Here is a 24,195-nt window from a genome sequence, read left to right as displayed (position 1 = left end):
GCAGCCGCGTCGTCGCCGAACTCGCGCCCGCCCGCGCGGTCGAACGAGCATCGCCGGAGAGCCTTCATGAAACGCGTTGCCACTGCCGCTGTACTGACCCTGCTTGCCGCCGTCACCTTGCCGGCAGTCGCCGGCGCAACATCCGGCGCCGCCGCGCCGGTTCCGGTTCAAGCGCACGCGAAAAATTGCGTCCCGTCCCGGGACGCCACGCATGACGCGCGCGCGCCGTCGAAGGCGCCGCCGATCCGCGTATGCGTCGGCGATTCGAATACGCAACTGAACCTGCCGTGGTTCCTGACCGATGTCCTCACCGCGGTGGACACGCACCAGTCGGCCGGCGATCTGCTTCACAAGATGCGCAACGATTTCTGAATCGCGGCCGGCGCGACGCGCCGGCACCGCATCGTTCATTCGGCATCAAACCGCTTTTAAGCACCTGCATGAAAGCACCGGCGAGACCGGACCGCATCGCGGGGCCCGGCAATGCGATCCGGCAGCGCCGGCAATTCCTGTCGTTCAGCTTTCGCAGCGGCCCGTGTCCGCCGCCGATCGTGTTGTGGCGCGGCGTACCGCGCGATGCGACCGCCCGCGCCGCCGGCAGATCGACGAAACGGCATCTCGCGAAAATATTTCCTGTTGAGACACAATCACAAAATTTCACCAATTGTTGAATAACAATATTTCGCAATCACTCGTCACATCTTATACTTGCCGCGCACCATCCTCGTGCCAAGAGACGGTGTCTTTTGTCCCGGCCGCACACTCGTGCGGTCGGGGGTTTTTTCGGTGTGCTACGTCCATAAACATGCGATACATGCGCATATTTATAGAGGAAAGCTTCCGGAATGAACGGCCGATCGCGACGAAGCCGCCACAGATGCCCGTCGCGACCGTAGAATCGATTGGCATCGCGATACCGGCACGCGAGCCGTGTATTGCCCGAATCAGGCATGCCGTATGCGCGCCGTTTGCGCATTGACGGTTCGACTTGCCTGTCCATGCGCACAACACCAAAGGCGACCGGGAATGTCGGCGTTTACGCCAGGCTCGAAGCCAGTTTTCCAGCGCAGCGGCGCATGGCCGCGGGTCGTCTTTTTCGTCGCCGTAATCGTTTGCGTGCTCGTGCCTGCATTCGCGCTCGCACTTGCCGACCGCCATGCGCGCGATACCGTCACCACGCATGAACGCGTCGTCGCGAACGACATCGTGGCATCGGTGGACCGCATCCTGGACGGTGCTCGCCTGCGACATTCGGACGAGCTGACCGCGCTCGTCGGGCGGCCATGCACGACAGTATTCCGGACGCTGGCCGAGATCGGCACGCGTCTGCGCTACCTGCGCGCCGTCGCGCTGGTGAACGGCGGCCGCGTCACGTGCTCGTCGGCGCTGGGGGCAATCGACCTGCCGCTCGACGCGTACACGCGCGAGCCGGAACCGGGATCGATGCGCGTCACGCTGCTGCGCCAGACGCCGTTTCAGCACGGTATTCCGGTGCTGTCCGTGTTTCGCGCCACCGCGCCCGGCGCGGGTGTGCTCTACCTGATCGAGGGTGACTACGTGGCCGACGCGCTTGCGCACGGCGCCCGCGACGGCACGGAAGCCGCGACGCTGTCGGTCGCGGGCTCGGGCCGTCTCGACCAGCACGGAAAGTTTGCGCCGGAAGCGGGCGCGGGCCCCGCAGGCGGCAGCACGATCGCGTCGCACCGCTGGCCGTTCACGGTGTCGGTTGCCGCATCGGCGCACTACGCGTCGCAGGTCCGGCGCCACGATCAGCTGATCTGCATGACGATCGTGCTGCTGGCGGATGGCCTCGTGATGGCCGCCTACCTGCTGGCGATGGCACCGCGGCGGCTGTTGCGGAAGGCCGTTCGCCACGCACTCAGGCACAACGAGTTCCATGTCGTGTACCAGCCGATCGTCGATGTGCAGACGCGCAGGACCGTCGGCGTCGAGGCGCTGCTGCGCTGGCACCATCCGAAATGGGGGGCCATCAGCCCGGCCGTGTTCATCCCGCAGGTGGAATCGAGCACGGTTCTGCCGAAGGTCACCGAATTCGTGCTGCGGACGGCCGTGTCCGAACTGTCCGCACTGACGCCGTCCGCGCCGCTGCGCATCGCCGTAAACATCGCGCCGAAGGATCTCGAGCGCGCGCGGTTCGTGTCCGTCGTCGAGGAGGCGATCCGCTCGCTGCCGCCCGGCTTTACGTTGGTGCTCGAAGTCACCGAGCGCATCCTGCTCGAAAAGAACGCGCGAACCACCGCGATCTTTCATGCGCTGAGGTCGAAAGGCGCGAAGTTCGCGATCGACGATTTCGGCACGCATCACAGCAATCTCGACATGCTGTCGCGCTTTCCGTTCGACTACGTGAAAATCGATCGTCAGTTCGTCGCGCAACTGAACGGCGGCGGCGCGGGGCTGATCGAGGGAATCGCGGCCGTCGCGCATCACTACGACCTGAAGATCATCGCGGAGGGCGTGGAGACCGAAGCGCAACACCACGCGCTGCATGCGGCCGGGATTCAGTATGCGCAGGGCTACCTGTATCAGCGGCCGCAGCCCGTGGAGCATTTGAAGCGCGATTTCGCGCGGGTGCCGGCGTAGCGGCGTACCCGCACGCTCAATCCTGCACGACCGGCGCCGGTTCGACGCCGGCCGCTTCCGGACGATGCCCGAGCCGCGCGGAAATGGCCTGCCCGGCTTCCGTCAGCAGTACGACATAATGCGCCTTCGTGTCCGTATCGCAACGCATCGTCGGAAACGACAGCGACAGCCCCGCGACGACACGATCGAAACGGTCGAACATGGGCACCGCGAGACACGGCAGGCCGTCTTCCTGCGCGACGTAGCCGAGCGCCTTGAGCGCCTGCAAGAAACGATGGACCGTCGTCTTCGACATGCCGAGCTGTTGCGACCGTTCGCTGATGCCGATCTCGCGGCAATCGCCGAGCGCGGCGAGGATCAGACCTGCTCTCGAAGGTAACGGATGCACTTCATCCGCAGACTCAACCGGTCCACCGGGACGTCCTGTGGGGAAAGCGTCTCCGCCAATGCGGCGGCGTCGACCGGACGGGCCGACTTCGCTATCTGAAGAGAAGCATGGCCGATCCAGACGCGATCGCGCCACTCGCATTTCGCGCGATGGATAACCAGCCAGCCTTGCAGCGATTCGACGAGTTGAAACGGCGATAGCCACTCGCGAGTCTGCCTTCGCGTGACGAGTTGCAGCACAACAAGGAAATAGAGCAAATCCACGTACTTGGTCGCGACGCGCATGCTTCATCTTTTTGGTTGTCGATGCTCGCGAGTGTGCCGGCGTCAGCTCATCCCTGGACGCTGAGCGCCTTCTCTAACGCGGCAATCAATTTGAACGCATCGTCACGTCCGATTAAAAAACCGCGGCTGGTGTACTCGCATCCGAACGCATAGAAGCTCGGCAGCAGCGTCACCATGTCCTTCTGCAGATCGAAATCGACTTCGCATTTCGTCAGCGGGAAAAACGGGGGCTCCTCGGCCGGGATGTTGTACACGGTGTTCTCCTAGTACATTTTGCGGGGCGGCATCAGGCGCTTCGTACGCAGGCGCTGCCTGGCAACGGCGCTCGCCTTTTTCCGCTTGCGTTCCGTCGTGGGCTTTTCATAGCCGGTGCGACTGCGCAACTCCCGAATCAGCCCGGTTTTCTCGATGCCTCGCCGGAATCGCCGCAGCGCGACATCGATGGGTTCGTTGACCTTCAGTGTGATTGTTGTCATGGTGATCCTGTTTGCGAACGTTTGAATGAAAAACTAGCCGAGCCGCGTCATGACGGCACTCGCTATCTCGTCCGACTCGAATTCCGAATATCCGGCTCCGATCGACAGTGCGCGTACCGCCACGAACATTTGCAGCTCCTGCTGATGGCACCGCGCTGAATCGGCCATTCCGGCGGGCAAGGCGGCGCCGGCCCAGGTGACCTCGCGCCGGCTGATCAAGCCGAGCAGTTCGTCGATGATCATTTTGTCCTCCGAATTACCAAGACATTGCGTTGCCTTGACGCATCACGTCAGAGCGCGCCGAAAAAGAAGCCCTGCTTTTCGCGATTGTCGTCGATCATGCTCTCCGCATAGCGCAGCGAAGCACGACGCGCGTCGCCGGCGCTCCCAAACGGAGAGTTGTCGTGCAGCCTGAAAGTCTGGCTGCGCGTCAGCGTATCGCCGCGAAGGCAAATCTTGACTGCCGCGTCGAAACCGGCATCGTAGTTGTGCGGGCTGCCATCCAGCGCCGGCACGTGAGGGTAAATCAGTGGATAAATCTCGAATCCACGGTAGACATGCATGCTCATGACAAGCTCCTGGCGTTCGGCCACGACGAATCGCATGGGCGAACACAGCCGGCCAGTATCTCCGTAGCGGGGCGGGCCGGTGGGGTGAAGGGGACAACGTTGCAGCGCGGAGGAGGGGCGATGCAGCAAGCGGGTAGATGGAGGGGCGAGCGACCGAAGTACCACGGCCGCCCGAATTAATCCATCATACGCGCATCGTTTGTTGGGCGCCCAACTTATTCCGGATCGCGCGCAGCAACGCACGACGATGCCGACAGACACACGATGCCGGGTTGCGAAGTATCGGGCGGTGACACCGTCGCGTTGTCCGTACGATGACGACCACGATTCGGCCAGCGCCGCACGGATCGCTTTCCCGGCGAAGCGGCCGCAGGCCGCCCCTCGTCATGCAGCCTGATTCCGCTTGCTATTGCGGAGCCGGCGTGCCCTTTTTCGGACGCGATTTCGTGACAGAGAGCGGCTTGGGCGGCACCCAGTTCAATGCCGTGCCGAGCCTGGGCAGCATCATCGCCTGCTTGGCACGCGGCGGCGCCTTGTTGCTGCGAGACTGACTTTGGGTCATGCGGGTTCTCCTGCTGCACCGCTTGCACGATCCGATGAGCGTGGCTCGTCCGATCACGCACGCGCGGTAGAACACACGCGCTGCGAAGGGGGTTGGGGCAGATGCCTGCACGCAGGTTCGACGTGCCGATGCGAAACGGATGGCCCTGTCGGGCCTGCATCGAGACGTGTGGCGCCTGCGATAGCGTGGGTCGCGCACGAAGAGCGGCGGTTAGGTGCCGCTCCGCGAACGAGGCTGACGGCTCAGGGCGATTACAGCGGGGTAATGTTCGACGCCTGCAGGCCCTTGGGGCCGCTCTTTGTCTCGTAGCTGACTTTCTGGCCTTCGGCGAGCGTCTTGAAGCCGTCGCCGCCGCGAATCTCGGAGAAGTGTGCGAACAGATCGTCGCCGCCGCTATCGGGCGTGATGAAGCCGAAGCCCTTGCTGTCGTTGAACCACTTGACGGTACCGGTATCCATGTTAGATCTCCTGAAAATGGAAGAGCGTATGCGCGCCTATCGGGCGCGAGAAAAGAATCAAGGAGGGAGAGGACAACGAATACCGCAGGCCGCGGTCGATGATGAGCAGCAATCGCGCTTCTTGAATACTTCACCCACCGACACTACGCGCCATCACCAGGTGTGTCAAGCGCTTTCGACCCTGGGGCAGAGCGCGCGGCCGTCGTCCGGCCCCCGCTGATCGCCGATCGGACTGGATGGGTGCTCGTCGGCCATGGCCATCCCGGCGACACATCAGAGGGTTGCCAGCAAACGCAACTGATGCTCGGTCTCGGTTCCATTGATCAACGCAAAGAACCCGGTCTCCCGACGCTCGACCACCGAAAAACCCTCGGCGGCGGAGAAGACATTCCAAGCGACGTCATCGACATGCGCGAAGCTTCCGCGCGTTCGCGCAAACGCCCGCAACAGCGGGCTCGCTTCGCGGCGGAGCACCAGGCGGTCCGCATTCAATACATAGGGTGGCCAGCCGGCACGAAGGACGAGGTAGCAGGGAATGGAGCTGAGATCGATTTTCATGGCGGCGCGGTTTCTTCCGGATCCGGTTCGTGCAAGCCTGGCACTGCCTGCCTCAAAGTCAACGACGCTTCGCGATGCCATCCTTGGGCATCGCCTCCCCTGCACGGCCCGACGTCCGGACGATGTCGTCCCTGAATGCGAGGACTGCTTTCTGGAACCGGCGACAAGGCTAGCCCCACTATACGCGCTGCCACCGTGACACACACCTCGCTGAAACACCAAGGCCTGTTCCGGCGGCGGGAGTTCGCCCGAAATTTCGCTATACAACCGTATGGAACGGCGTACGATCAAACCGTCGGATGACCGGTGACCGATTCCGGCGCACCGCTCGGCATACCCCCTGGATGCGGTGGGCCTCTCACCGTGACCGAGCGTCCGGGCACCAGTGAATGGTGCCGACGCTCCCCTCTTGTCCCGCCTCTTGAGCGTGGCTCCGAAGGCATTCCGGAGCAACGGGCTTCCCCCTCCACCCATCGGCGGCACGTCATTCGCCGGCCTGCGCGTGACCCTCGCCGCGAGGTCGATACGGATGATTTTCCGATGTTCGTATCCGGTCGCGCGCCACACCGCGAAAACGGTACGGCAGGTCGTGAATCCAGTCAGGAAGCGTGCCGGCTCATCGCACTTCCAAATGTCTGACGCTTTCTTGCGCTGCTCCCGCGACAGCCTGGCTCGCGGCAACCCGACAGGGAGGAACCCATGTTCCTGAATTCGACACGGTTCCAAATCGATCCGACACCTCGCAGGGCAGACGGAGAGTTCATCGCGCATGTGAGGATCACCACGACCCTTCTGGATGGAGACGAGGAGGAAGTACACGCCAGCGGCGACCTGGCCGGCTTCGATGCACGTGATGACGCGGTTGCATACGCGACAAAATGGGCCGAACGATGGCTGACCGCCCAGTTTGGTTGAACAGGACGACCCGCTCCTGCTGCGCCGGCAGCCACGCGCGGCGCATACGGACCCGACGCGCAAGCGTATCGTGCGAGCGGGCCGCCCTCCCCGTCCCCGCAAGCGGATCGGCGTCTTCATTGCGGCGAGTCGCGCCATTGATCGCCTTCGATCATCGATATGACGTGAAGTCCGCGGCTGTTATCTGATCCAACCCGGTGCCCGATACACGTCTCCCCATTGCCGACGAACGGCAATGATCTCGTCCGCCAGAAGGACGAGGTCCTCCATCCCGGCCCGGCTCGTGATCGATCTCGGCAAGCGGCGCTGCCCCGCCAGCGCGCATGACGACCCGGTCTGCCGCTCGCGTCGCTTCGCGCACGGCCTGGCGAGCGGATCCCCCGCGCAAGCGCTAAAATCCGCCGCCTGGGCATCCACGACGAGCAAGCGTTTTGACGGAGTTCGAGCAGGGTTTCATCCTCACCCGCCACTGGCGGGACACCGCGACCGGCATCGAGATCGAGTTCTGGCTGGCAACCGAACACGGTCCGCGCCGCGTGCGGTTGCGCCCGCAGGAAGCCGTCGCGTTCATTCCGGCCGAACAGCAGGCGCTCGCCGAACGCACGCTGGCCGGCGAGCGCGACGCCGAACTGCGCCCGCTCGCGCTGCGCGACTTCCGGCAGCGCCCGGTCGTCGGCCTCTATTGCCGGCGCTACCGCCACCTGTCCGGGCTCCAGAAGCGCCTCGCGGCGGCCGGCGTCGATGTCTACGAAGCCGACGTGCAGCCGCCCGACCGCTACGCAATGGAGCGCTTCATCACGGCGTGCGTGCAGTTTCGCGGCGAGCCCGGCAGCGACGGCACGCTGACCGGCGGCGAGCTGAAAGCCGCGACCGGCTACCGCCCGGCGCTGCGTTGCGTGTCGCTCGACATCGAAACCAGCGTCCACGGCGAGCTGTATTCGATCGCGCTCGAAGGCTGCGGGCAACGGCAGGTCTACATGCTCGGCCCGCCGAACGGCGACGACAGCGGCGACCCGGGCGCCGTCGACTTCCGCCTCGACTACTGCGACAGCCGGCCCGCGATGCTCGCGCGGCTCAACGACTGGTTCGACGAACACGATCCCGATGCGGTGATCGGCTGGAACCTCGTGCAGTTCGACCTGCGCATCCTGCACGCGCACGCGGAGCAATACGGCGTGCCGCTGAAGCTCGGGCGCGGCGGCAGCGTGCTCGACTGGCGCGCGCACGGCCAGCAGCCCGACCACTTCTTCGCGGGCGCGGCCGGCCGGCTGATCCTCGACGGCATCGACATGCTGAAATCCGCGACGTGGACGTTCCCGTCGTTCAGCCTCGAATACGTGTCGCAATCGCTGCTCGGCGAAGGCAAGTCGATCGACAATCCGTACCAGCGGATGGACGAGATCCAGCGCCGCTTCGATCACGACAAGCCGGCGCTCGCGCGCTACAACCTGAAGGACTGCGAACTCGTCACGCGCATCTTCGACAAGGCCGACCTGCTGTCATTCGCGCTCGAACGCGCGAGCGTCACGGGCCTGGCGGCCGATCGCACCGGCGGGTCGGTCGCGGCGTTCACGCACCTGTACCTGCCGCGCATGCACCGGCTCGGCTATGTCGCGCCGAACCTCGGCGACGTGACGGGGCAGAACAGCCCCGGCGGCTTCGTGATGGATTCGCGGCCCGGGCTGTACGACTCGGTGCTCGTGTTCGACTACAAGAGCCTCTATCCGTCGATCATCCGCACGTTCCTGATCGATCCGGTCGGGCTGATCGAAGGGCTCGCGAACCCCGGCGACGACGCATCGGTGCCCGGCTTTCTCGGCGCGCGCTTCTCGCGCACCGCGCACTGCCTGCCCGACATCGTGCGCCGCGTGTCGGAAGGCCGCGACGACGCGAAGCGGCAGCGCAACGCGCCGTTGTCGCAGGCGCTGAAGATCATCATGAATTCGTTCTACGGCGTGCTGGGCTCGACAGGCTGCCGGTTCTTCGACCCGCGTCTCGCGTCGTCGATCACGATGCGCGGCCATGAAATCATGCACCGCACGCGCGAGCTGATCGAAGCTCAGGGATACGAAGTGATTTACGGCGATACCGATTCGACGTTCGTGTGGCTCGGTCGCGCCCACGACGACGACGAAGCCGGCGCCAAGGGCCGCGCGCTCGTCGAGCGCGTGAACCGCTGGTGGCAGGCGCACCTGCGCGAACACTTCGGGCTCGAGAGTGCGCTGGAGCTGCAATACGAGCGGCATTACCGCCGGTTCCTGATGCCGACCGTGCGCGGCGCGGAGGAAGGCAGCAAGAAGCGTTACGCGGGCCTCGCGGCGGCGGCGGGCGGCGGCGAGGACCTCGTCTTCAAGGGGCTCGAAACGGTGCGCACCGACTGGACGCCGCTCGCGCAGCAGTTCCAGCGCGAGCTGTACCGGCGCGTGTTCATGCGCGAGCCGTACCAGGATTTCATTCGCGACACCGTGCGGCGCACGCTGGCCGGCGAATTCGACGACCAGCTCGTCTACCGCAAGCGCGTGCGGCGGCCGCTGCGCGAGTACGAGCGCAACGTGCCGCCGCACGTGCGCGCGGCGCGGATCGCCGACGAGTTCAACCACGCGCAGGGCCGGCCGCTGCAGTATCAGCGCGGCGGCTGGATCAGCTACGTGATGACGACAGCCGGCCCCGAGCCGCTCGAGACGATGCGCTCGCCGATCGACTACGCGTTCTACCTGAGCCGCCAGCTCCAGCCCGTCGCCGATGCGATCCTGCCGTTCCTGCGCGACGATTTCGAACGCGTGATCTCCGGGCAGGGGCAGTTGTTTCAGTAATACGCGCGGATCGCACCGCTTCACGAACGGCATCCCGTCGCCGCCCTTCCTGTCCCGGCGCCACATGCGCCCCCGTTCGTCCGGCCGCTGTAACCCTCTGACCTTTCCTCCCGCCGACCACGCGTAGCCGTCACCAGCCCCGCGTCGCACTTCCTTTCCCCGCTCGCCCCCAGGCGCCGCCCATGGCCCGATGCCGCGCCCCGTCGCGCTCGCCCCGGGGAAAACCCGACTCCCCACAGGACAAGTTCTCGTTGACACGCAGATTTTTGCCCCTCTAATATGCACACAACGCTGCACACAACAAAACACACATCATTGTGTGGAACAACGGCAGGCATGCGGGTTTACCCATATCAAGTGAGGACACCATGAATCGACTGTCTCGTTTTTCCCGTCAAATCGCCGCATGCACCGTGGCGGCTGCATCGCTGTTCGCCGCCACCGCATCGCACGCCGCCGGGCCCGACGCCTGGGCCGCCGTGAAGAAGGCAGGCGTGCTGCGCTGCGGCGCCGCGGTCGCGCCGCCGTACGTGATGCGCGACCCGAAGACAGGCGCCTACAGCGGCTTCTTCTCGGACCTGTGCCGCGATTTCGGGCAAAACGTGCTGAAGGTCAAGGTCGAATTCGTCGACACGAGCTGGGACAACATCGTGGCCGGCCTGCAATCGGACAAATGGGACCTGTCGCTCGCGCTGAACGACACGCCCGAGCGCGAGAAGGCCGTCGCCTTCTCCGCGCCGGCGACCGATTACAACGTCTCGTTCGTCTACAACAAGAACAACCCGAAGGTTCCGAAGAACCTCCGCGCGATCGCCGACATCGACAAGCCGAACGTGACGGTCGCCGTGATGTCCGGCACGTCGCAAGACAAGGCGATTTCGGCCGAACTGAAACAGGCGCGGATCATGCGGCTGCCCGGCAACGACGAGACGCGCCTGTCGCTGATCTCAAAGCGCGCCGACCTGCTCGCGGACGCGAACATCACCAACATGCTGTTGACGGAAGCGCACCCGGAATGGGCGGCCAGCTTCAATCCGGCGCCGCCGCTCGCGCAGCAGGAAGTGGCGTTCGGCCTGCGCAAGGACACGCCGAAGGCCGACCTCGACGTGCTCAACGGCTATCTCGTGCAGCAGGTCAAATCCGGCGCGGTGAACCGTCTGATCAAGACTTCCGTGCAAGCCATGCTCACCCCCGGCAAGTAAGCGCCGACCGCGCAGAGGAGCCCGGCGGATCGTCGACGGGTTTCGATTTTCCGATTCGCACCTTGCGCGCCGACGTCGGGCGCCACTGGAGGGAAAGCCATGTTCTCGCCTCACACGACGGCCGCCAGGTCGACCCTGCATCCCCTTTCGACCACGCGCTTCGCCGCGTCCGCGCCGGCCGGCGATTTCGTGCGCCTGCGCGACGTGCACAAGGCGTACGGCCCGAACCTCGTCGTCATGGACGGCATGAGCCTCGACATGCGCGCCGACGACCGGCTCGTCATCATCGGCCCGAGCGGCAGCGGCAAGAGTTCGCTGCTGCGCGTGATGATGGGGCTGGAAGGCATCCAGCGCGGCGAGATCGCGTTCCAGGGCGCGTCGTATATCCGCGGCGGCGACGCGCGCGGCGGCCGGCGCATCGACGCGAAGCTGCAGAAGCAGGTCGGCATGGTGTTCCAGCACTACACGCTGTTTCCGCACCTGTCGGTGCTCGGCAACCTGATTCTCGCGCCCGTCAGGGTCGGCGGGCTGTCGAAAGCGGAGGCCACCGAGCGTGCGCGCACGTATCTCGCGCGCCTCGGGCTGGAAAGCAAGCTGCATGCGTATCCGAGCCAGCTCTCCGGCGGCCAGAAGCAGCGCGTGGCGATCGCGCGCGCGCTGATGCTCGAACCGAAGCTGATGCTGTTCGACGAAGTGACGTCCGCGCTCGATCCGGAAATGGTCGTCGAGGTACAGAACGTGATGCTGCAGCTCGCCGAACAGAAGATGGCGATGATCATCGTCACGCACGACATGCACTTCGCACGCGACATCGCCACGCGCGTCGTGTTCTGCGCGAACGGGAAGATCGTCGAGGAAGGTGCGCCGGACCAGATCTTCAGGTGTCCGAAGGAAGCGCGCACGCGGGAATTCCTCGAGAAAGTCCTGCATCTCGACTGAGGCCGAAGCCATGAACTACCACTTCGATTTCAGCTTCCTCGCGGGCAGCCTCGGCGCGCTGCTCGACGGCCTGAAGGTCACCGTCGTGCTCGCCGTGGCCGCGAACGCGATGGGCCTCGTGCTCGGCTTCGTGCTTTGCCTGCTCGCGATGAGCCGCTGGGCGCTCGTGCGCTGGCCCGCCCGGCTCTTCATCGAATTCTTCCGCTGCACGCCGGCGCTGCTGCAGATCATCTGGTTCTTCTACTGCATCCCGATGATGGTCGACGTGTTCATCGACCCGATCGCGATGGGCGTGCTCGCCCTTGGCCTGAACCTGACCGCGTTCAATGCGGAGGCGTATCGCGCCGGCGTGCAGGCGGTGCCGAAGGAACATCTCGATGCCGCGGTGGCGCTGGGCCTGCGGCCGTGGCAACGCACGATCTTCGTCGTGCTGCCGCAGGCGCTGCGCGGCGCGATGCCGGTGCTGCTGACCAACGGCATCGGCAGCCTGCAGCAAAGCGCGCTGGTCGCGATCGTCGCGGTGGCCGACCTGATGTACGTCGCGAAGAGCATCGCGACCGAAGCCTACCGGCCGCTCGAAACGTACTCGGTGGTCGCGCTCGTGTATTTCGCGCTGTCGCTGCCGATCGCGAAACTCGTCCACGTCATCGAGCGCCGCCAGGACGTCGCCGTCCAGCGCTGAGGAGCCCGTCGTGAATCTCGATTTTTCCGTCGTCTGGCCGTACTGGCTCGTGCTCGCGAAAGGCCTCGGGCTGACGCTCGCCTTCACCGTCACGTGCGCGATCGTCGGCAGCCTGCTCGGTTTCGTGCTGAGCCTGCTGCGGATGTCGCCGTCGCGCTGGCAGCGCGGGCCGATCGTGGCCTTCGTCGAATTCTTCCGCGGCACGCCGCTGCTGATCCAGCTTTTCTGGGTGTTCTTCTGCTTCCCGGTCGTGCTGCGGCTGCCGATTCCGCCGTACCTGTCGGTGCTGATCTCGCTGACGCTGTACATGGCCGCGATCACGAGCGAGACGTTTCGCGGTTCGCTGAAATCGATCGCCGGCGAACAGCACGACGCGTGCATCGCGCTCAGCCTGTCGCCGCACGTGAAGATCGTCTACGTGATCTTTCCGCAGGCGCTGCTGCGCGCGATTCCGCCGCTGCTGTCGAACGTCGTGAGCCTGTTCAAGGAAAGCGCGCTCATTTCGTCGGTGGGCGTCGCCGACCTGATGTTCGTCGGGCAGAACGTGTCGAACAGCACCGCGCGGCCCGTCGAGTTCCTCACCACGGTCGCCGTCATCTATTTCCTCGTCGCCTTTCCGCTGACCCGCCTGGTCGGCGTAGTGGAGTCCAGGATGCTCAGGCGCTATGCCTATTAACTCGCAACTCTCGTCAAGCCGGAGAAATCTCATGCAACTGAAAGGCATTCTGCCCGCACTCGTGACGCCGTTCGATGCATCGGGCGCGGTCGACCACGATACGCTCGCGTCGATCCTCGAATATCAGCTCGCCGCGGGCGTCAGCGGTTTCGTGCCGCTGGGTTCGACGGGCGAGTACTACGCGCTCGCGAACGACGAGCGCCGCGCGGTGATGAAGACCGTGCGCGAAGTGGTCGGCAACCGGGGCACGCTGATTGCCGGCGCGAACGGCTCGTCGACGCGCGAAGTGATCGAGCAGGTCCGCCAGGCGCGCGACGCCGGCTACACGAACATCCTGATCGCGCCGCCGTATTACGCGCTGCCGTCGCAGGACGAGCTGACCGGGCACTACGACGCGATTCTCGCCGCGGTGACCGACGTGAACGTGATCCTGTACAACTATCCGGTGCGCACGAACGTCGAGGTCGGCTTCGGCGTGCTCGACGCGTTCAAGGATCACCCGCGCGTGATCGGCATCAAGGAAAGCAGCGGCAACCTGCTGCGCGCGATCGAGATCGGCGGCAAATATCGCGAGCACTATCAGCTGTCGTGCGGCTCCGACGACCAGGCGCTCGACTTCTTCCTGTGGGGCGCGACGAGCTGGATCTGCGGGCCCGCGAACTGCTTCGCGAAACAGGTCGTGAGCTTCTACGACAAATTCTCGGCCGGCGACATCGCAGGCGCGCAGAATGTGATGCGTTCGCTGTTCCCGGTGATGGCGAGCATGGAGTCGGGCAAGTTTATCCAGAAGGTCAAGTACGGCTGCGAACTGGCCGGCTTCAAGGTCGGCAACGCGCGCATGCCCCTGCAGCCGCTGACCGACCACGAGAAAGCGGAGTTCCGCGCGATCTTCGAGGCGTCGCAAGCGTAATGCGCACCCGTACCGGCGCCGCGCGGCGCCGGTACGTCGACCGAGGGCATCCCAACATGACGATTCACAGCTTTACCTGTATCGAAGGCCATACCGAAGGCATGCCGGTGCGCATGGTGATCGACGGCGCGCCGACGCTGCAGGGCGCGACGATGAATGCGCGCCGCGAGGATTTCGTCGCGCATCACGACTGGATTCGCCGCACGCTGATGCTGGAGCCGCGCGGCCACGCCCACATGTCGGGCACGATCTTCTATCCACCCGTGAGCGACAACGCCGATTTCAGCCTGCTGTTCATCGAGACGTCGGGCTGCCTGCCGATGTGCGGCCATGCGACGATCGGCTCGATCGCGTTCGCGATCGAGGAGCGCCTCGTCGTGCCGCAGCAGCCGGGCACGGTCACCGTCGACGTGCCGGCGGGGCAGATCGTCGCGCGCTACGAGACGACCGGCGAGCGCGTGACGTCGGTGCGCTTCACCAACGTGCCGAGCTTCCTGCTCGCACGCGACGTCGAGATCGCCATTCCGGCCCTCGGCACGCTGGCCGTCGATGTCGCGTACGGCGGAAACTTCTATCCGATCGTCGAGGTTCAGCCGAACTTCCCCGGTTGCGAACACTTCACGCCGGACCAACTGCTCGCGTGGGGCCGCGACGTGCAGCGTGCGGTCAACGATGCGATCGACGTCGTGCATCCCGACCACCCGGCCATTCACGGCGTCCGGCACTGCATGTGGACCGGCAAGCCGATCGCGGACGACGCGCACGGGCGTGCGGTGGTGATCGCCGGCGACAGTCTCGTCGACCGTTCGCCGTGCGGCACCGGCAGCTCGGCACGCGTCGCGCAGCGCTTCGCGCGCGGCCGGCTGAAAGCGGGCGACGCGTATTGCCACGAAAGCCTGATCGGCAGCCGCTTCATCGGCCGCGTGGAAGCGCTCGCGCGCCTCGACAGCGGGCTCGACGCCGTGCGGCCGAGCATCGAAGGGCGCGCATGGGTCACCGGGCGCGCGCAGTATCGCGTCGACTCGTCCCAGCCGTATGCGCACGGCTTCAGCCTGCAGGAGTTCGTCAATTGAACGCGCTTCCGCGAGAACATGCGCCCGCGGCGCCCGGCGTCGCACGTCACGAAACGGCGGTCGTGATCGGCGGCGGGATCGTCGGCGTGTGCTGCGCGCTCTATCTTCAGCGCGACGGGTACGACGTCACGCTGATCGATCCGGCCGCCCCCGGTGACAGCACCGCGAAATGGAGCTGCGGGCAGATGGCGGTCAGCGAGGTCATCCCGCTGTCGAAGCCGGGCATCCTGATGAAGGTGCCGCGCTGGCTGATGGACCAGCAGGGGCCGCTTGCGCTGCGGCCCGGCGCACTGCCCGGCATCCTGCCGTGGTTCTTCCGCTTCGTCGCGTCGGCCCGCCACGCGAAGATCGTGTCGATCGCGCAGGCGATAGCCACGCTGACGCACGACGTGTATCCCGACTATGCGCCGCTGCTCGACGCATGCGGCGACCGGGCGCTGCTGGGCCAGCGGCCGGTGCTCGAGGTATTCGACGATCCGGTCGGCATCGCCCACGAGCAACCGCATCTGGACCTGCGACAGTCGCTCGGATTCGAATCGCGGCGGCTGACGGCCGCGGACATCGGCGATCTCGAACCGGCGCTCGCCGGCCGGTTCCGGCACGGGCTGCTGTTTCCCGACTGGCGCGCGGTCAGCGATACCGAAGGCTTCATCGCGGCGCTGACGGCCAGCTTCGAGGCACAGGGCGGGCGCCGTATCCGCGCGAACGCCGCACGCATCGACGAGGCATCCGGACGCGCGACGGGCGTGACGCTCGCCAACGGCGAGCGCCTCGCGGCCGATCATGTCGTCGTCGCGGCCGGCACCGGTTCGCGGCAGTTCTTCGGCCAGCTCGGCGTGCGCGTGCCGCTCGAGGGCATCGCCGGCTACCAGGCGCTGCTCGCCGACCCGGGCGTCGAATTCCGTCACTCCGTGATTTACGCGGACGGCGGCTTCTGCTTCAGCCCGATGACGCGCGGCCTGCAGATCGGCGGCACCATCGAGTTCGCGGGCCGCGATGCCGCGCCGAACTTCCGGCGCGCGGACATCATCCTGGAAAAAGCCAGGCGCATCCTGCCCGAGCTGCGGACCGCGCGCGTCGAATACGGCGTCGGCTATCGGCCGTTCCTGCCCGACACGAAACCGGTGATCGACCGCTCGAAACGGCTGCCCAACACCTACATGGCATTCGGCCATGGCCAGCTCGGCCTCACGCTCGGCGCGACGACCGGCCGCCTGATCGGCGACCTCGTCGCCGGCCGGCCGACGCGGCAGGACCTGTCGCCGTTCAGCGCCTATCGCTTCGCCTGACCTTCCTTCGAGACCCTTCATGCAATCCTACGAACGACTTTTCATCGACGGCCGCTGGGTGGCGCCCGTTCGCGGCCAGACCTTCGACACGCTCGACCCGAGCGACGAAACCGTGATCGCGAAGGTGGCGGCCGCCACCGCCGAAGACATCGACCTCGCGGTCAACGCCGCGCGTCGCGCCTTCGACGCAGGCCCGTGGCCGCGCATGACCGGCGCCGCGCGCGCCGCGGTGCTGCGCGCGATCGCCCAGGGCATCCGCGATCGCCTGCCCGAGCTGGCCGAACTCGAAGTGAGCGACAACGGCAAGCCGCTGCCCGAAGCGCTGTGGGATCTCGGCGATGCCGCCGGCTGCTTCGACTTCTACGCGGGGCTTGCCGAACAACTGGACGGCAACGCCGAAACGCCCGTGCCGCTGGCCGACGAGCGCTTCAGCACGGTCGTGCGCAGGGAGCCGATCGGCGTGGCCGGCGCGATCATCCCGTGGAATTTTCCGCTGCTGATGGCCGCGTGGAAGGTTGCGCCCGCGCTCGCGGCCGGCTGCACGATGGTGCTCAAGCCGTCCGAGCTGACGCCGCTCACCGCGCTGGAGCTGGCCGGCATCGCCGACGCGGCCGGGCTGCCGGCCGGCGTGCTGAACGTCGTGACGGGCCTCGGCGCGGACGCCGGCGCACCGCTCGCCGAGCATCCGGGCATCGACAAGCTCGCGTTCACCGGCAGCGTGCCGACCGGCAGCCGGATCATGCAGACCGCCGCGCGCGACATCAAGAACGTCAGCCTCGAACTCGGCGGCAAGTCGCCGTTCATCGTGTTCGGCGACAGCGATCTCGAGGCGGCCGTCGAATGGATCCTGTTCGGCATCTTCTGGAACCAGGGCGAGGTGTGTTCGGCCACGTCGCGCGTGCTCGTCGAGCGCTCGCTGTACGCGCCGCTCGTCGAGCGGCTCGCGCAGGAAGCGCGCAAAATCAGGATCGGCAACGGCCGCGACGAAGGCGTACTGCTCGGCCCGCTGGTCGGCCGCGGCCAGTACGACAAGGTGCTGGCGGCCATCGCACGCGGCCGCGAAGAAGGCGCGCGGCTCGTGACGGGCGGCGGCCGGCCCGCGCATCTCGAACGCGGCTACTTCATCGAGCCGGCCGTGTTCGCCGACGTGCCGGAACAGAGCTGGATCTGGCGCGAGGAGATTTTCGGGCCGGTCGTTTGCGTGCGGCCGTTCGATACGGAAGACGAAGCGATCCGGTCGGCCAACGATTCGCGCTTCGGTCTCGCGGCAGCCGTGATGTCGGCCGACCTGCCGCGCTGCGAGCGCGTCGCCCGTGCGATGCGCGCGGGCATCGTGTGGATCAACTGCTCGCAGCCGACGTTCACGGAGGCGCCGTGGGGCGGCTACAAGCAGAGCGGGATCGGACGCGAACTCGGCGAGTGGGGGCTGAACAACTACCTCGAGATCAAGCAGATCACGCGCTACGACAGCGACAAGCCGTGGGGCTGGTACATCAAGTGAGAAGGTGAATCGATCATGCGCTGGAACAAAACGCTGCAGCTCGTCGACGTGCATTGCGAGGGCGAAATCGGCAAGGTGATCACCGGCGGCGTCCTCGACGTGCCGGGCAAGACCATGCTCGACAAGATGAACCATATCAACGAGACCGACGACAGTTTGCGGCGCCTGGTCGTGCTCGAGCCGCGCGGCTGCCTGCAGATGTCGGTCAACCTGCTGCTGCCGCCGACGCGGCCGGAAGCGCAGGCGGGTTTCATCGTGCTGCAGGCCGACAAGGCGCATCCGATGTCGGGCAGCAACTGCATCTGCGTCGTGACCGCGCTGCTCGAACTCGGGATGGTGCCGATGCAGGAGCCCGAAACCACGGTAGTGCTCGACACGCCGGCCGGGCTCGTCACCGCGCGGGCCGCATGCCGCGACGGCCGCTGCGTCGGCGTATCGCTCGACATGGTGCCGTCGTTCGTCGAACACCTCGACGTCGACGTGCACACGGAGGAATTCGGCACGATCAAGGCCGATATCGCGTTCGGCGGCGTGTACTACGCACTCGTCGACGTCGACCAGATCGGGCTCGACATCGCGCCGGGCAACGCGCGGCAGCTCGCGACGCACGGCGTGCGGCTCAAGGCAATCATCAACCGGCAGGTCGCCGTGCGGCATCCGCTGTTCCCGGAGATCAACGAAGTCGCGTACGTGATGTTCCGCAACCGTGTCGACGACACGGTGTACCAGACCTGCACGACGCTGCCGCCCGGCCGGGTCGACCGGTCGCCGTGCGGGACCGGCAGCTCGGCCAACCTGGCGACGCTCGCGGCCCGCGGGCGCGTACAGGTCGGCGATCGCCTCACGTCGCGCTCCACGATCGGCGGGGAATTCCGCGTCGAACTGCTGGGTACGACCGAAGTGGGCGGCCGGCCGGCCGTACTGCCGCGCGTGACCGGGCGCGCGTGGGTGTTCGGGTTCCAGCAGCTCGGCGTCGATCCCGACGATCCGCTCGCCGCGGGGTTCATGCTGAGCGACACGTGGGGCGAAGGATTCGGGCCGTCAGCGACGTCAGGCACGTGAGGACGCGATGCTAAACTCGAGAGCGCGCCCGGCGACCCGGGCCGATTACAGGAAGGATGGCGAGATGAGCAAAGAGACCGTTGAAACCGAAGGTGGCGGTCGCCGGCACGGCGGACGGTATGTGTATGAGGAATTGCGCAAGCAGATCCTGACGCTCAAGCTGAAACCCGGCGTGCAGCTCGACGAAATCTCGCTGGCCGCGCAGTTCGGCCTGTCGCGTTCGCCGGTGCGCGACGCGATCGCGCGGCTGAGCAGCGAGGGGCTCGTCACGATCCTGCCGAACCGGACGACCCTCGTCACGCCGTTCGAGATCGAGGAATTCCCGAAATACATCTCGGCGCTCGACCTGATCCAGCGCGCGGTCACGCGGCTCGCGGCCACGCAGCGCTCCGAAGCCGACCTCGCGAAAATCCGCAAGGCCGACGACATCTACATGGAGGCGGTCGACAGCGGCGACTTCCAGGCGATGTCGGAGACCAACAAGGCGCTCCACATGGCGATCGCGCACGCCGCGAACAACCCGTACTTCGTCGGCTACTACGAACGGCTGCTGGGCGAAGGGCAGCGCCTGCTTCATCTGCATTTCGACTTCACGGTCAGTTCGCCCACGGCGGCCAAGCTCGGCCGCGACCACGACGAACTGATCGATGCGATCGCGCGACGCGACGCCGATGCCGCCGAACGGGCCGCGCACGAGCACACGATGCTGTTCCAGAAGCGCTTCCTCGACTACATGAAGCAGAACATGACGGAATCGATGGCGGTGCTGTAACGCATCGGCATCGGCATCGGTGCCTGCGTCGATGCAGCGACGACGCGGGCACGAAGCCGGAGGCCGGCGGGCGCCGTCCATCCAGCTAAAATACCGGCCTGCCGCGCCTCCCGCCGCGGCCGGAGGACATCCACCATGACCGCACGCCGCGGAGCCGCGGTCGCCATCGCGCCCGGCCACGAGACAGCCAGCCTGTCGAAAGCCCAGAAAGCATTCAATACGCTCGTCAAGCAGATCGAGAAGCGGCGCGAACGTCTCGGTGCTTGGGACGCCGTGATGCCGGCCTTCCAGAAGAAATTCGTCGACGGGCTGTTGCCGCTCGAACAGGAATCGACCGCACTGCGGATCAGATTGCTCAATCAGCTCGACGACGCTTTCCTGCAAAAAGGATTGAGCAAGGCCGAGCAACGCACGCTGTCCGGGCTGATCGCCGACATGGCGCGCGACCTGCTCGACGTCAGCGACGACGCGGCGTTGAAAGTCATCTACAGCCGGCACAGCGCACCGGACCACGACAGCAACGCAGCACCTGCCGATCTCGGGCAGATGAAGCCGGAACCGGAACCGATGCCCGGCGCCGAACCGGCGGACGATCCCGACACGCTGTCGCCCGACGAACTCATGGAGCGCATGCAGGCCGAACTGGACGAACAGTTCAAACGGGACATGGCCGACCACGAGGCCCGCGAGGCACAGCGTGCCAAGCGCAAGAAAGCGCCCCGGCAATCGGCCGCGCAGGCGCGGCTCGAAGCCGAGCAGGCCGAATCGAGCCGGTCGATCCGCGACGTCTATCGCAAGCTTGCCAGCGCGCTGCACCCCGATCGCGAAACCGATCCGCGGGAACAGGAACGCAAGACCGTGCTGATGCAGCGGGTCAACCACGCTTATGCGAAGGGCAATCTGCTGCAACTGCTGGAGTTGCAACTGGAGATCGAACAGATCGACCGGCACGCAATCAACGGCCTCGGCGAAGATCGGCTGACGCGCTACAACGGCATCCTGGAGGAACAGCTGCGCGAACTGGATCAGGAGATCCTGCACGTCGAGAACGGTTTCCGGCGGACTTACGGGATCGCGCCGTCCGTCAAGCTCGCGCCCGATACCGTCGTCCGCATGCTCACGCGCGACATTGCCGGCATGCAGCGCAGCATCCACGACCTGAACGCGGCGCTGCGCGAATTCGACGATCCGGGCAAGGTCAAGGACTGGCTGAAAGACGTGAAGCGTCGGCAGGCATCTTCCCGCTTTGACGACAATCCGTACTAGGTCCGGTCGCCCACCCCGCAGGACGTCGGGCGCGTATCCGGTCTGACGCAGCCGGCGTCAGGCTGCCTCGACCGGCGAGCGTCGCCGCTCCTCGACCATCGATGCGATCAGCGCCGCCAGATCGGCGGTCGACGGATCGTGCATTCCGGACGAGAGATGCAGTTCGAGATCGGCGGGCGGCAGCGGCGGCAACCCGTCGTTCGCGTCGAGCACCCGCCAGTTGGCGGGCAACGTGCAACGGTCGATGATGGTTACCGCCGCGCGGTGATTGACCGCAATCCGGATCCCCGTGGGGCTCTGGCTCGTATAGACGATATGACACGGCCGATCGATATCGGCGAGCGCCGCGAGCCCGCGCTGCCGGTAACAACAGGTTTCGGGAAACAGCGCGAGCGGTACCGAGGCTTGCGGGTCGAGCTGAAAATCCCGATGCGCGGCCCACACGACCGGCTCACTGCCGAGCGGGTGACCACCGGGACGCGGCCCGTGCCGGACGACGAGCGCGAGGTCGAGCTCGCCCGCATTCAGGCGGTCGAGCAGTTCGAGCGACATCCGGCAATGGATGTGCGGCTGCACGCCGGGCCGCAATTCATGGAAGCGCTTCAGCAAATCCGGCAGCCAAAGCTCCGCGTAATCCTCAGGCAATCCGAAACGAATGACACGCTGCGACGAACTGCTTCGATTCAGTGCGGCAATCGCCTCGCTCTGGACCTGAATGATCCGGCGCGCGTGAATCAGGAAATTCTCGCCGTCGCGCGACAACGCGAGCCGGCGGCCGCCGCGCAGGACGAGGGGCGTATCGAGCCGCTCCTCGAGCGTGCGGATCCGCAGACTGATCGTCGATTGCGTCCGGTGCAACAGCCTCGCAGCGGACGTGAAGCCGCCCGTATCCACCACCGCGACAAACGCGCGAATCAATTCCGGATCCAGCGAGCTGAGTTTCGACCAATCGGGTCCGCTGATAGGGGCCATCGAAATTACTCGTTTTCAAAAAGAATTTGACGTCCGAAAGATGGCGGTGAGCGAGCCGATTATTGATGAAAATAATTCCGCTCACAACTTTCGCCGATCCGGCACGGCCCGACTCGCCCGGCGCCATGGAGCCCGTATCGCGCGGCCTCGTCCACCCTATCGAAAACGAGATTCGCACATGATCCCCTCACTATTTTTCCATTGGCTTTTCCGCCCGATCCTCCGTCGCGCCGGCCGCTTGCTGCCCCGGCTGCTTCTGCTCACCGGCCTGATCGCCGGCGCCCATCCCGCCACCGCCGCCGACGACCGCGCGATCACGATCGGCGTGAACAACTGGGCCGAAAATATCGCGGTTGCGAACCTGTGGAAGGCACTGCTCGCGCAAAAAGGCTATACGGTCTCGCTGCGACCGGGCGACAAGGCGATCATTTACAGCGCTGTCGCGCAAGGCAAGCTCGACCTCACGTTCGAAGTCTGGCTGCCGTCGGCGGATGCCGCCCCCTATGACAGCGTGAAATCGCGGGTCGAAAAGATCGGGCCCTGGTTTCCGCGCGCGCAGCTGGGCCTCGCCGTGCCGGACTATGTCGACGTCGACAGCGTCGACCAGTTGAATGCACGCGCCGCGCAGTTCCAGCACGACGGCAAGCCGATGATCTTCGGCATCGAACCGGGCAGCGGCCTGATGAAACTGACGGCCCAGGCGCGCACCGCGTACGGGCTCGACTACACGGTGCTGCCGTCATCCGAGGCCGCGATGCTGCTTGCGCTCGAACGGGCAGCAAAGCGTCGCGAGCCGATCGTGGTCACGCTGTGGAATCCGCACTGGGTCTGGGCGAAGTATCCGATGCACTACCTGAAGGACCCGAAGCAGGTGTTCGGGCAGCCCGATGCGATCTACGCGATCGCGACCGCCGGATTCGGCCGCGCGCATCCGGATCTCGCGCACTGGCTCGGTGCGTGGAAGATGGACGACCAGACGCTCGGCTCGCTGATGAACGACATTCGCGCGGAGGGCGATGCCGACCCGCAGAAGGGCGTCGCACGCTGGATCGCGGCAAACCGCGAGCGCGTCGACGCATGGCTGCGCTAGGTGCCGAACCGAGCAACCGTGCGCGCCTGCCGCGGCCGCCGCACGGCGTGCCTGCCGGCGTATTCATTGACGGTTCCGCTTGGGCAATCGGAATAACTCGTTTCCTGAAACATTCTGGTTGACGAAAGATGATCGATATCCGCGGCAAGCATCCCGCGCCGCGACCGTGCCGACGCATTTCCCTTCCTGGAGTCAAAACATGACCGTCAACCTGCCGCTTGCCGATGCCGAATGTGTGGACCTCGGCGACATCGTCGATACCGACCGCTATCCGCTGCACACCCCGGATCATCCCCGGATGCGCGAGTTGATAGCGGCCTGCCGCGAAGAACTCGCGGGCCACGGCAGCGCCGTACTGCACGATTTCCTGCGGCCGGCCGCCCTCGAACTGGCTCGCGTCGAGGGCCGCGCCCTGGCGGCGAAGACGTTCTACTCGCACCGCAAGGTCAATGCGTATTTCACGACCGACGATCCGTCGCTGCCGGCCGACGATCCTCGCCGCGTGTTCATGGATCGCACCAGCGGCTTCGTCACGCGCGACGTCATTCCGGCCGACGCAATCATTCATCGCCTGTACGTCGCCCAGTCGATGAAATCCTTCATCGCCGCATGCCTCGGCGAGGCTCGCGTATGGGAGTACGCGGATCCGTACGCCGGCCTCGTGCAAAACGTGCTGCCGCCCGGCACGGAGCAGCCGTGGCACTACGACACGAACGAATTCATCGTGTCGATGATGACCCAGCAACCGGCCGCCGGCGGCGACTTCGAGTACTGCCCCGGGATTCGCTCGCCGGAAGGCGAGAACTACCACGAGGTCGGGCGCGTCGTGCGCGGCGAGACACGCGAGCCGGTCCGCGTGATCACGTTGCGCCCGGGAGATCTGCAACTGTTCAAGGGCCGCTTCTCGCTGCATCGCGTCGCGCGAGTCGAGGGCGAGCGCGAGCGTCACACGGCGATCTTCGCGTACTCGAAGAAGCCCGGCGTGATCGGCCGCCTCGAGCGCACACGCCAGTTGTACGGCCGTGTCTCGGAAATGCATCTCGAGGCCGAGCAACGGCTCGTCCGCGCCGACGGCCTGGTCGACTGACCCGTCATGCTCCGCCCGATTCCATTCGAAACCCGATTCCCGATACCCGA

Annotated in this window: 27 protein-coding genes; 17 read left to right on the top strand and 10 right to left on the bottom strand. The window is 65.8% G+C overall.

All coding sequences use genetic code 11. The features are described 5' to 3' along the window. The first annotated feature begins 66 nt into the window (after positions 1-66). A complete protein-coding gene (locus BFF94_RS38350) occupies positions 67-372 on the top strand; it encodes a hypothetical protein (protein ID WP_128850956.1) in 306 nt (101 codons plus the stop codon). A gap of 654 nt (positions 373-1,026) precedes the next feature. Next, positions 1,027-2,601: an EAL domain-containing protein gene (locus tag BFF94_RS24755; protein ID WP_128850954.1), complete on the top strand. Its 1,575-nt coding sequence runs from the start codon at positions 1,027-1,029 to the stop codon at positions 2,599-2,601. Between the two features lie 16 nt (positions 2,602-2,617). On the opposite strand, the gene BFF94_RS24750 is transcribed toward BFF94_RS24755, so the two are convergent. The 9 genes from BFF94_RS24750 to BFF94_RS24715 form a co-directional block, all read right to left on the bottom strand. Continuing rightward, a complete protein-coding gene (locus tag BFF94_RS24750) occupies positions 2,618-2,989 on the bottom strand; it encodes a helix-turn-helix domain-containing protein (RefSeq protein ID WP_246637399.1) in 372 nt (123 codons plus the stop codon). Beyond that, positions 2,959-3,273: a hypothetical protein gene (locus BFF94_RS37990; protein ID WP_246637398.1), complete on the bottom strand. Its 315-nt coding sequence runs from the start codon at positions 3,271-3,273 to the stop codon at positions 2,959-2,961. Before BFF94_RS37990 ends, BFF94_RS24750 begins: the two co-directional genes overlap by 31 nt. Positions 3,274-3,320: 47 nt before the next feature. Further along, entirely contained in the window at positions 3,321-3,527 is a 207-nt protein-coding gene (locus tag BFF94_RS24745) for a hypothetical protein (protein ID WP_128850951.1), read from the bottom strand. 9 nt (positions 3,528-3,536) lie between these two features. Beyond that, positions 3,537-3,749 carry a 30S ribosomal protein S21 gene (rpsU, locus tag BFF94_RS24740; protein ID WP_128850949.1) on the bottom strand — a complete coding sequence of 71 codons (213 nt, stop codon included), beginning with the start codon at positions 3,747-3,749 and terminating at the stop codon, positions 3,537-3,539. 33 nt (positions 3,750-3,782) lie between these two features. Further along, positions 3,783-3,992 (bottom strand): hypothetical protein, encoded by a 210-nt coding sequence (locus BFF94_RS24735; RefSeq protein ID WP_128850946.1) that lies wholly within the window; start codon positions 3,990-3,992, stop codon positions 3,783-3,785. 47 nt (positions 3,993-4,039) lie between these two features. Beyond that, positions 4,040-4,318, bottom strand: a complete 279-nt coding sequence (locus BFF94_RS24730; RefSeq protein WP_128850944.1) for a hypothetical protein — start codon at positions 4,316-4,318, stop codon at positions 4,040-4,042. A 406-nt stretch (positions 4,319-4,724) separates the two neighbouring features. After that, the gene (locus tag BFF94_RS24725) at positions 4,725-4,880 is read right to left on the bottom strand and encodes a hypothetical protein (protein ID WP_164497775.1); all 156 of its coding nucleotides are present in this window, start codon (positions 4,878-4,880) and stop codon (positions 4,725-4,727) included. Positions 4,881-5,131: 251 nt separating this feature from the next. Further along, positions 5,132-5,338, bottom strand: coding sequence for a cold-shock protein (locus tag BFF94_RS24720; RefSeq protein ID WP_128850941.1), 207 nt, complete (start codon positions 5,336-5,338; stop codon positions 5,132-5,134). 273 nt (positions 5,339-5,611) lie between these two features. Further along, entirely contained in the window at positions 5,612-5,896 is a 285-nt protein-coding gene (locus tag BFF94_RS24715; RefSeq protein ID WP_128850939.1) for a hypothetical protein, read from the bottom strand. A 699-nt stretch (positions 5,897-6,595) separates the two neighbouring features. Between BFF94_RS24715 and BFF94_RS24710 the strand changes: the two genes are divergently transcribed. The 13 genes from BFF94_RS24710 (at position 6,596) to BFF94_RS24650 (ending at position 20,996) form a co-directional block, all read left to right on the top strand. Further along, positions 6,596-6,811, top strand: a complete 216-nt coding sequence (locus tag BFF94_RS24710) for a hypothetical protein (protein ID WP_128850936.1) — start codon at positions 6,596-6,598, stop codon at positions 6,809-6,811. A 431-nt stretch (positions 6,812-7,242) separates the two neighbouring features. Continuing rightward, positions 7,243-9,624, top strand: a complete 2,382-nt coding sequence (locus BFF94_RS24705; protein ID WP_219139965.1) for a DNA polymerase II — start codon at positions 7,243-7,245, stop codon at positions 9,622-9,624. A gap of 368 nt (positions 9,625-9,992) precedes the next feature. Next, a complete protein-coding gene (locus BFF94_RS24700) occupies positions 9,993-10,826 on the top strand; it encodes a substrate-binding periplasmic protein (RefSeq protein WP_128850934.1) in 834 nt (277 codons plus the stop codon). Between the two features lie 99 nt (positions 10,827-10,925). Beyond that, positions 10,926-11,765, top strand: coding sequence for an amino acid ABC transporter ATP-binding protein (locus BFF94_RS24695; protein ID WP_128850931.1), 840 nt, complete (start codon positions 10,926-10,928; stop codon positions 11,763-11,765). 10 nt (positions 11,766-11,775) lie between these two features. Then, on the top strand, positions 11,776-12,447 hold the full coding sequence (locus BFF94_RS24690; RefSeq protein ID WP_128850928.1) for an amino acid ABC transporter permease: 672 nt from the start codon (positions 11,776-11,778) through the stop codon (positions 12,445-12,447). Positions 12,448-12,457: 10 nt separating this feature from the next. Next, complete coding sequence (locus BFF94_RS24685) at positions 12,458-13,123, top strand: amino acid ABC transporter permease (protein WP_128850925.1); 666 nt, start codon at positions 12,458-12,460, stop codon at positions 13,121-13,123. Positions 13,124-13,154: 31 nt separating this feature from the next. Next, positions 13,155-14,033, top strand: coding sequence for a dihydrodipicolinate synthase family protein (locus BFF94_RS24680; RefSeq protein ID WP_128850922.1), 879 nt, complete (start codon positions 13,155-13,157; stop codon positions 14,031-14,033). A gap of 56 nt (positions 14,034-14,089) precedes the next feature. Next, positions 14,090-15,106, top strand: a complete 1,017-nt coding sequence (locus BFF94_RS24675; protein WP_128850920.1) for a 4-hydroxyproline epimerase — start codon at positions 14,090-14,092, stop codon at positions 15,104-15,106. Then, positions 15,103-16,395 (top strand): NAD(P)/FAD-dependent oxidoreductase, encoded by a 1,293-nt coding sequence (locus BFF94_RS24670; RefSeq protein ID WP_128850917.1) that lies wholly within the window; start codon positions 15,103-15,105, stop codon positions 16,393-16,395. The genes BFF94_RS24675 and BFF94_RS24670 overlap by 4 nt, the downstream gene beginning before the upstream one ends. 19 nt (positions 16,396-16,414) lie before the next feature. Next, positions 16,415-17,896, top strand: coding sequence for an aldehyde dehydrogenase family protein (locus BFF94_RS24665; RefSeq protein WP_219139964.1), 1,482 nt, complete (start codon positions 16,415-16,417; stop codon positions 17,894-17,896). A gap of 15 nt (positions 17,897-17,911) precedes the next feature. Continuing rightward, positions 17,912-18,958: a proline racemase family protein gene (locus BFF94_RS24660; RefSeq protein WP_128850912.1), complete on the top strand. Its 1,047-nt coding sequence runs from the start codon at positions 17,912-17,914 to the stop codon at positions 18,956-18,958. Between the two features lie 64 nt (positions 18,959-19,022). Further along, positions 19,023-19,730 (top strand): GntR family transcriptional regulator, encoded by a 708-nt coding sequence (locus tag BFF94_RS24655; protein ID WP_201260495.1) that lies wholly within the window; start codon positions 19,023-19,025, stop codon positions 19,728-19,730. 135 nt (positions 19,731-19,865) lie between these two features. Further along, positions 19,866-20,996 carry a J domain-containing protein gene (locus BFF94_RS24650; RefSeq protein WP_128850909.1) on the top strand — a complete coding sequence of 377 codons (1,131 nt, stop codon included), beginning with the start codon at positions 19,866-19,868 and terminating at the stop codon, positions 20,994-20,996. Between the two features lie 57 nt (positions 20,997-21,053). Here the strand turns inward: BFF94_RS24650 and BFF94_RS24645 are convergent, their stop codons facing one another. Next, positions 21,054-21,914, bottom strand: coding sequence for a LysR family transcriptional regulator (locus tag BFF94_RS24645; protein ID WP_246637397.1), 861 nt, complete (start codon positions 21,912-21,914; stop codon positions 21,054-21,056). Here BFF94_RS24645 and BFF94_RS24640 point away from each other — a divergent pair. Both BFF94_RS24640 and BFF94_RS24635 read left to right on the top strand, forming a co-directional pair. Further along, positions 21,871-23,058, top strand: coding sequence for a glycine betaine ABC transporter substrate-binding protein (locus tag BFF94_RS24640; RefSeq protein WP_246637396.1), 1,188 nt, complete (start codon positions 21,871-21,873; stop codon positions 23,056-23,058). The two genes, BFF94_RS24645 and BFF94_RS24640, sit on opposite strands and share 44 nt — an antisense overlap. Before the next feature lie 199 nt (positions 23,059-23,257). Continuing rightward, positions 23,258-24,145 carry a HalD/BesD family halogenase gene (locus BFF94_RS24635; RefSeq protein WP_128850901.1) on the top strand — a complete coding sequence of 296 codons (888 nt, stop codon included), beginning with the start codon at positions 23,258-23,260 and terminating at the stop codon, positions 24,143-24,145. Positions 24,146-24,195 lie beyond the last annotated feature (50 nt).

Source organism: Burkholderia catarinensis (assembly GCF_001883705.2).
Classification (GTDB): domain Bacteria; phylum Pseudomonadota; class Gammaproteobacteria; order Burkholderiales; family Burkholderiaceae; genus Burkholderia; species Burkholderia catarinensis.
The sequence above is the reverse complement of the archived record's forward strand: the minus strand, read 5'-3'. Positions and strand labels throughout refer to the sequence as shown.

Bases quoted from the DNA above. Each gene is read 5' to 3' on its own strand.
- BFF94_RS38350 (WP_128850956.1), top strand. From the start codon at position 67: ATGAAACGCGTTGCCACTGCCGCTGTACTGACCCTGCTTGCCGCCGTC.
- BFF94_RS24755 (WP_128850954.1), top strand. From the start codon at position 1,027: ATGTCGGCGTTTACGCCAGGCTCGAAGCCAGTTTTCCAGCGCAGCGGC.
- BFF94_RS37990 (WP_246637398.1), bottom strand. From the start codon at position 3,273: ATGCGCGTCGCGACCAAGTACGTGGATTTGCTCTATTTCCTTGTTGTG.
- rpsU (WP_128850949.1), bottom strand. From the start codon at position 3,749: ATGACAACAATCACACTGAAGGTCAACGAACCCATCGATGTCGCGCTG.
- BFF94_RS24735 (WP_128850946.1), bottom strand. From the start codon at position 3,992: ATGATCATCGACGAACTGCTCGGCTTGATCAGCCGGCGCGAGGTCACC.
- BFF94_RS24730 (WP_128850944.1), bottom strand. From the start codon at position 4,318: ATGAGCATGCATGTCTACCGTGGATTCGAGATTTATCCACTGATTTAC.
- BFF94_RS24725 (WP_164497775.1), bottom strand. From the start codon at position 4,880: ATGACCCAAAGTCAGTCTCGCAGCAACAAGGCGCCGCCGCGTGCCAAG.
- BFF94_RS24720 (WP_128850941.1), bottom strand. From the start codon at position 5,338: ATGGATACCGGTACCGTCAAGTGGTTCAACGACAGCAAGGGCTTCGGC.
- BFF94_RS24715 (WP_128850939.1), bottom strand. From the start codon at position 5,896: ATGAAAATCGATCTCAGCTCCATTCCCTGCTACCTCGTCCTTCGTGCC.
- BFF94_RS24710 (WP_128850936.1), top strand. From the start codon at position 6,596: ATGTTCCTGAATTCGACACGGTTCCAAATCGATCCGACACCTCGCAGG.
- BFF94_RS24700 (WP_128850934.1), top strand. From the start codon at position 9,993: ATGAATCGACTGTCTCGTTTTTCCCGTCAAATCGCCGCATGCACCGTG.
- BFF94_RS24695 (WP_128850931.1), top strand. From the start codon at position 10,926: ATGTTCTCGCCTCACACGACGGCCGCCAGGTCGACCCTGCATCCCCTT.
- BFF94_RS24690 (WP_128850928.1), top strand. From the start codon at position 11,776: ATGAACTACCACTTCGATTTCAGCTTCCTCGCGGGCAGCCTCGGCGCG.
- BFF94_RS24680 (WP_128850922.1), top strand. From the start codon at position 13,155: ATGCAACTGAAAGGCATTCTGCCCGCACTCGTGACGCCGTTCGATGCA.
- BFF94_RS24675 (WP_128850920.1), top strand. From the start codon at position 14,090: ATGACGATTCACAGCTTTACCTGTATCGAAGGCCATACCGAAGGCATG.
- BFF94_RS24665 (WP_219139964.1), top strand. From the start codon at position 16,415: ATGCAATCCTACGAACGACTTTTCATCGACGGCCGCTGGGTGGCGCCC.
- BFF94_RS24660 (WP_128850912.1), top strand. From the start codon at position 17,912: ATGCGCTGGAACAAAACGCTGCAGCTCGTCGACGTGCATTGCGAGGGC.
- BFF94_RS24655 (WP_201260495.1), top strand. From the start codon at position 19,023: ATGAGCAAAGAGACCGTTGAAACCGAAGGTGGCGGTCGCCGGCACGGC.
- BFF94_RS24650 (WP_128850909.1), top strand. From the start codon at position 19,866: ATGACCGCACGCCGCGGAGCCGCGGTCGCCATCGCGCCCGGCCACGAG.
- BFF94_RS24635 (WP_128850901.1), top strand. From the start codon at position 23,258: ATGACCGTCAACCTGCCGCTTGCCGATGCCGAATGTGTGGACCTCGGC.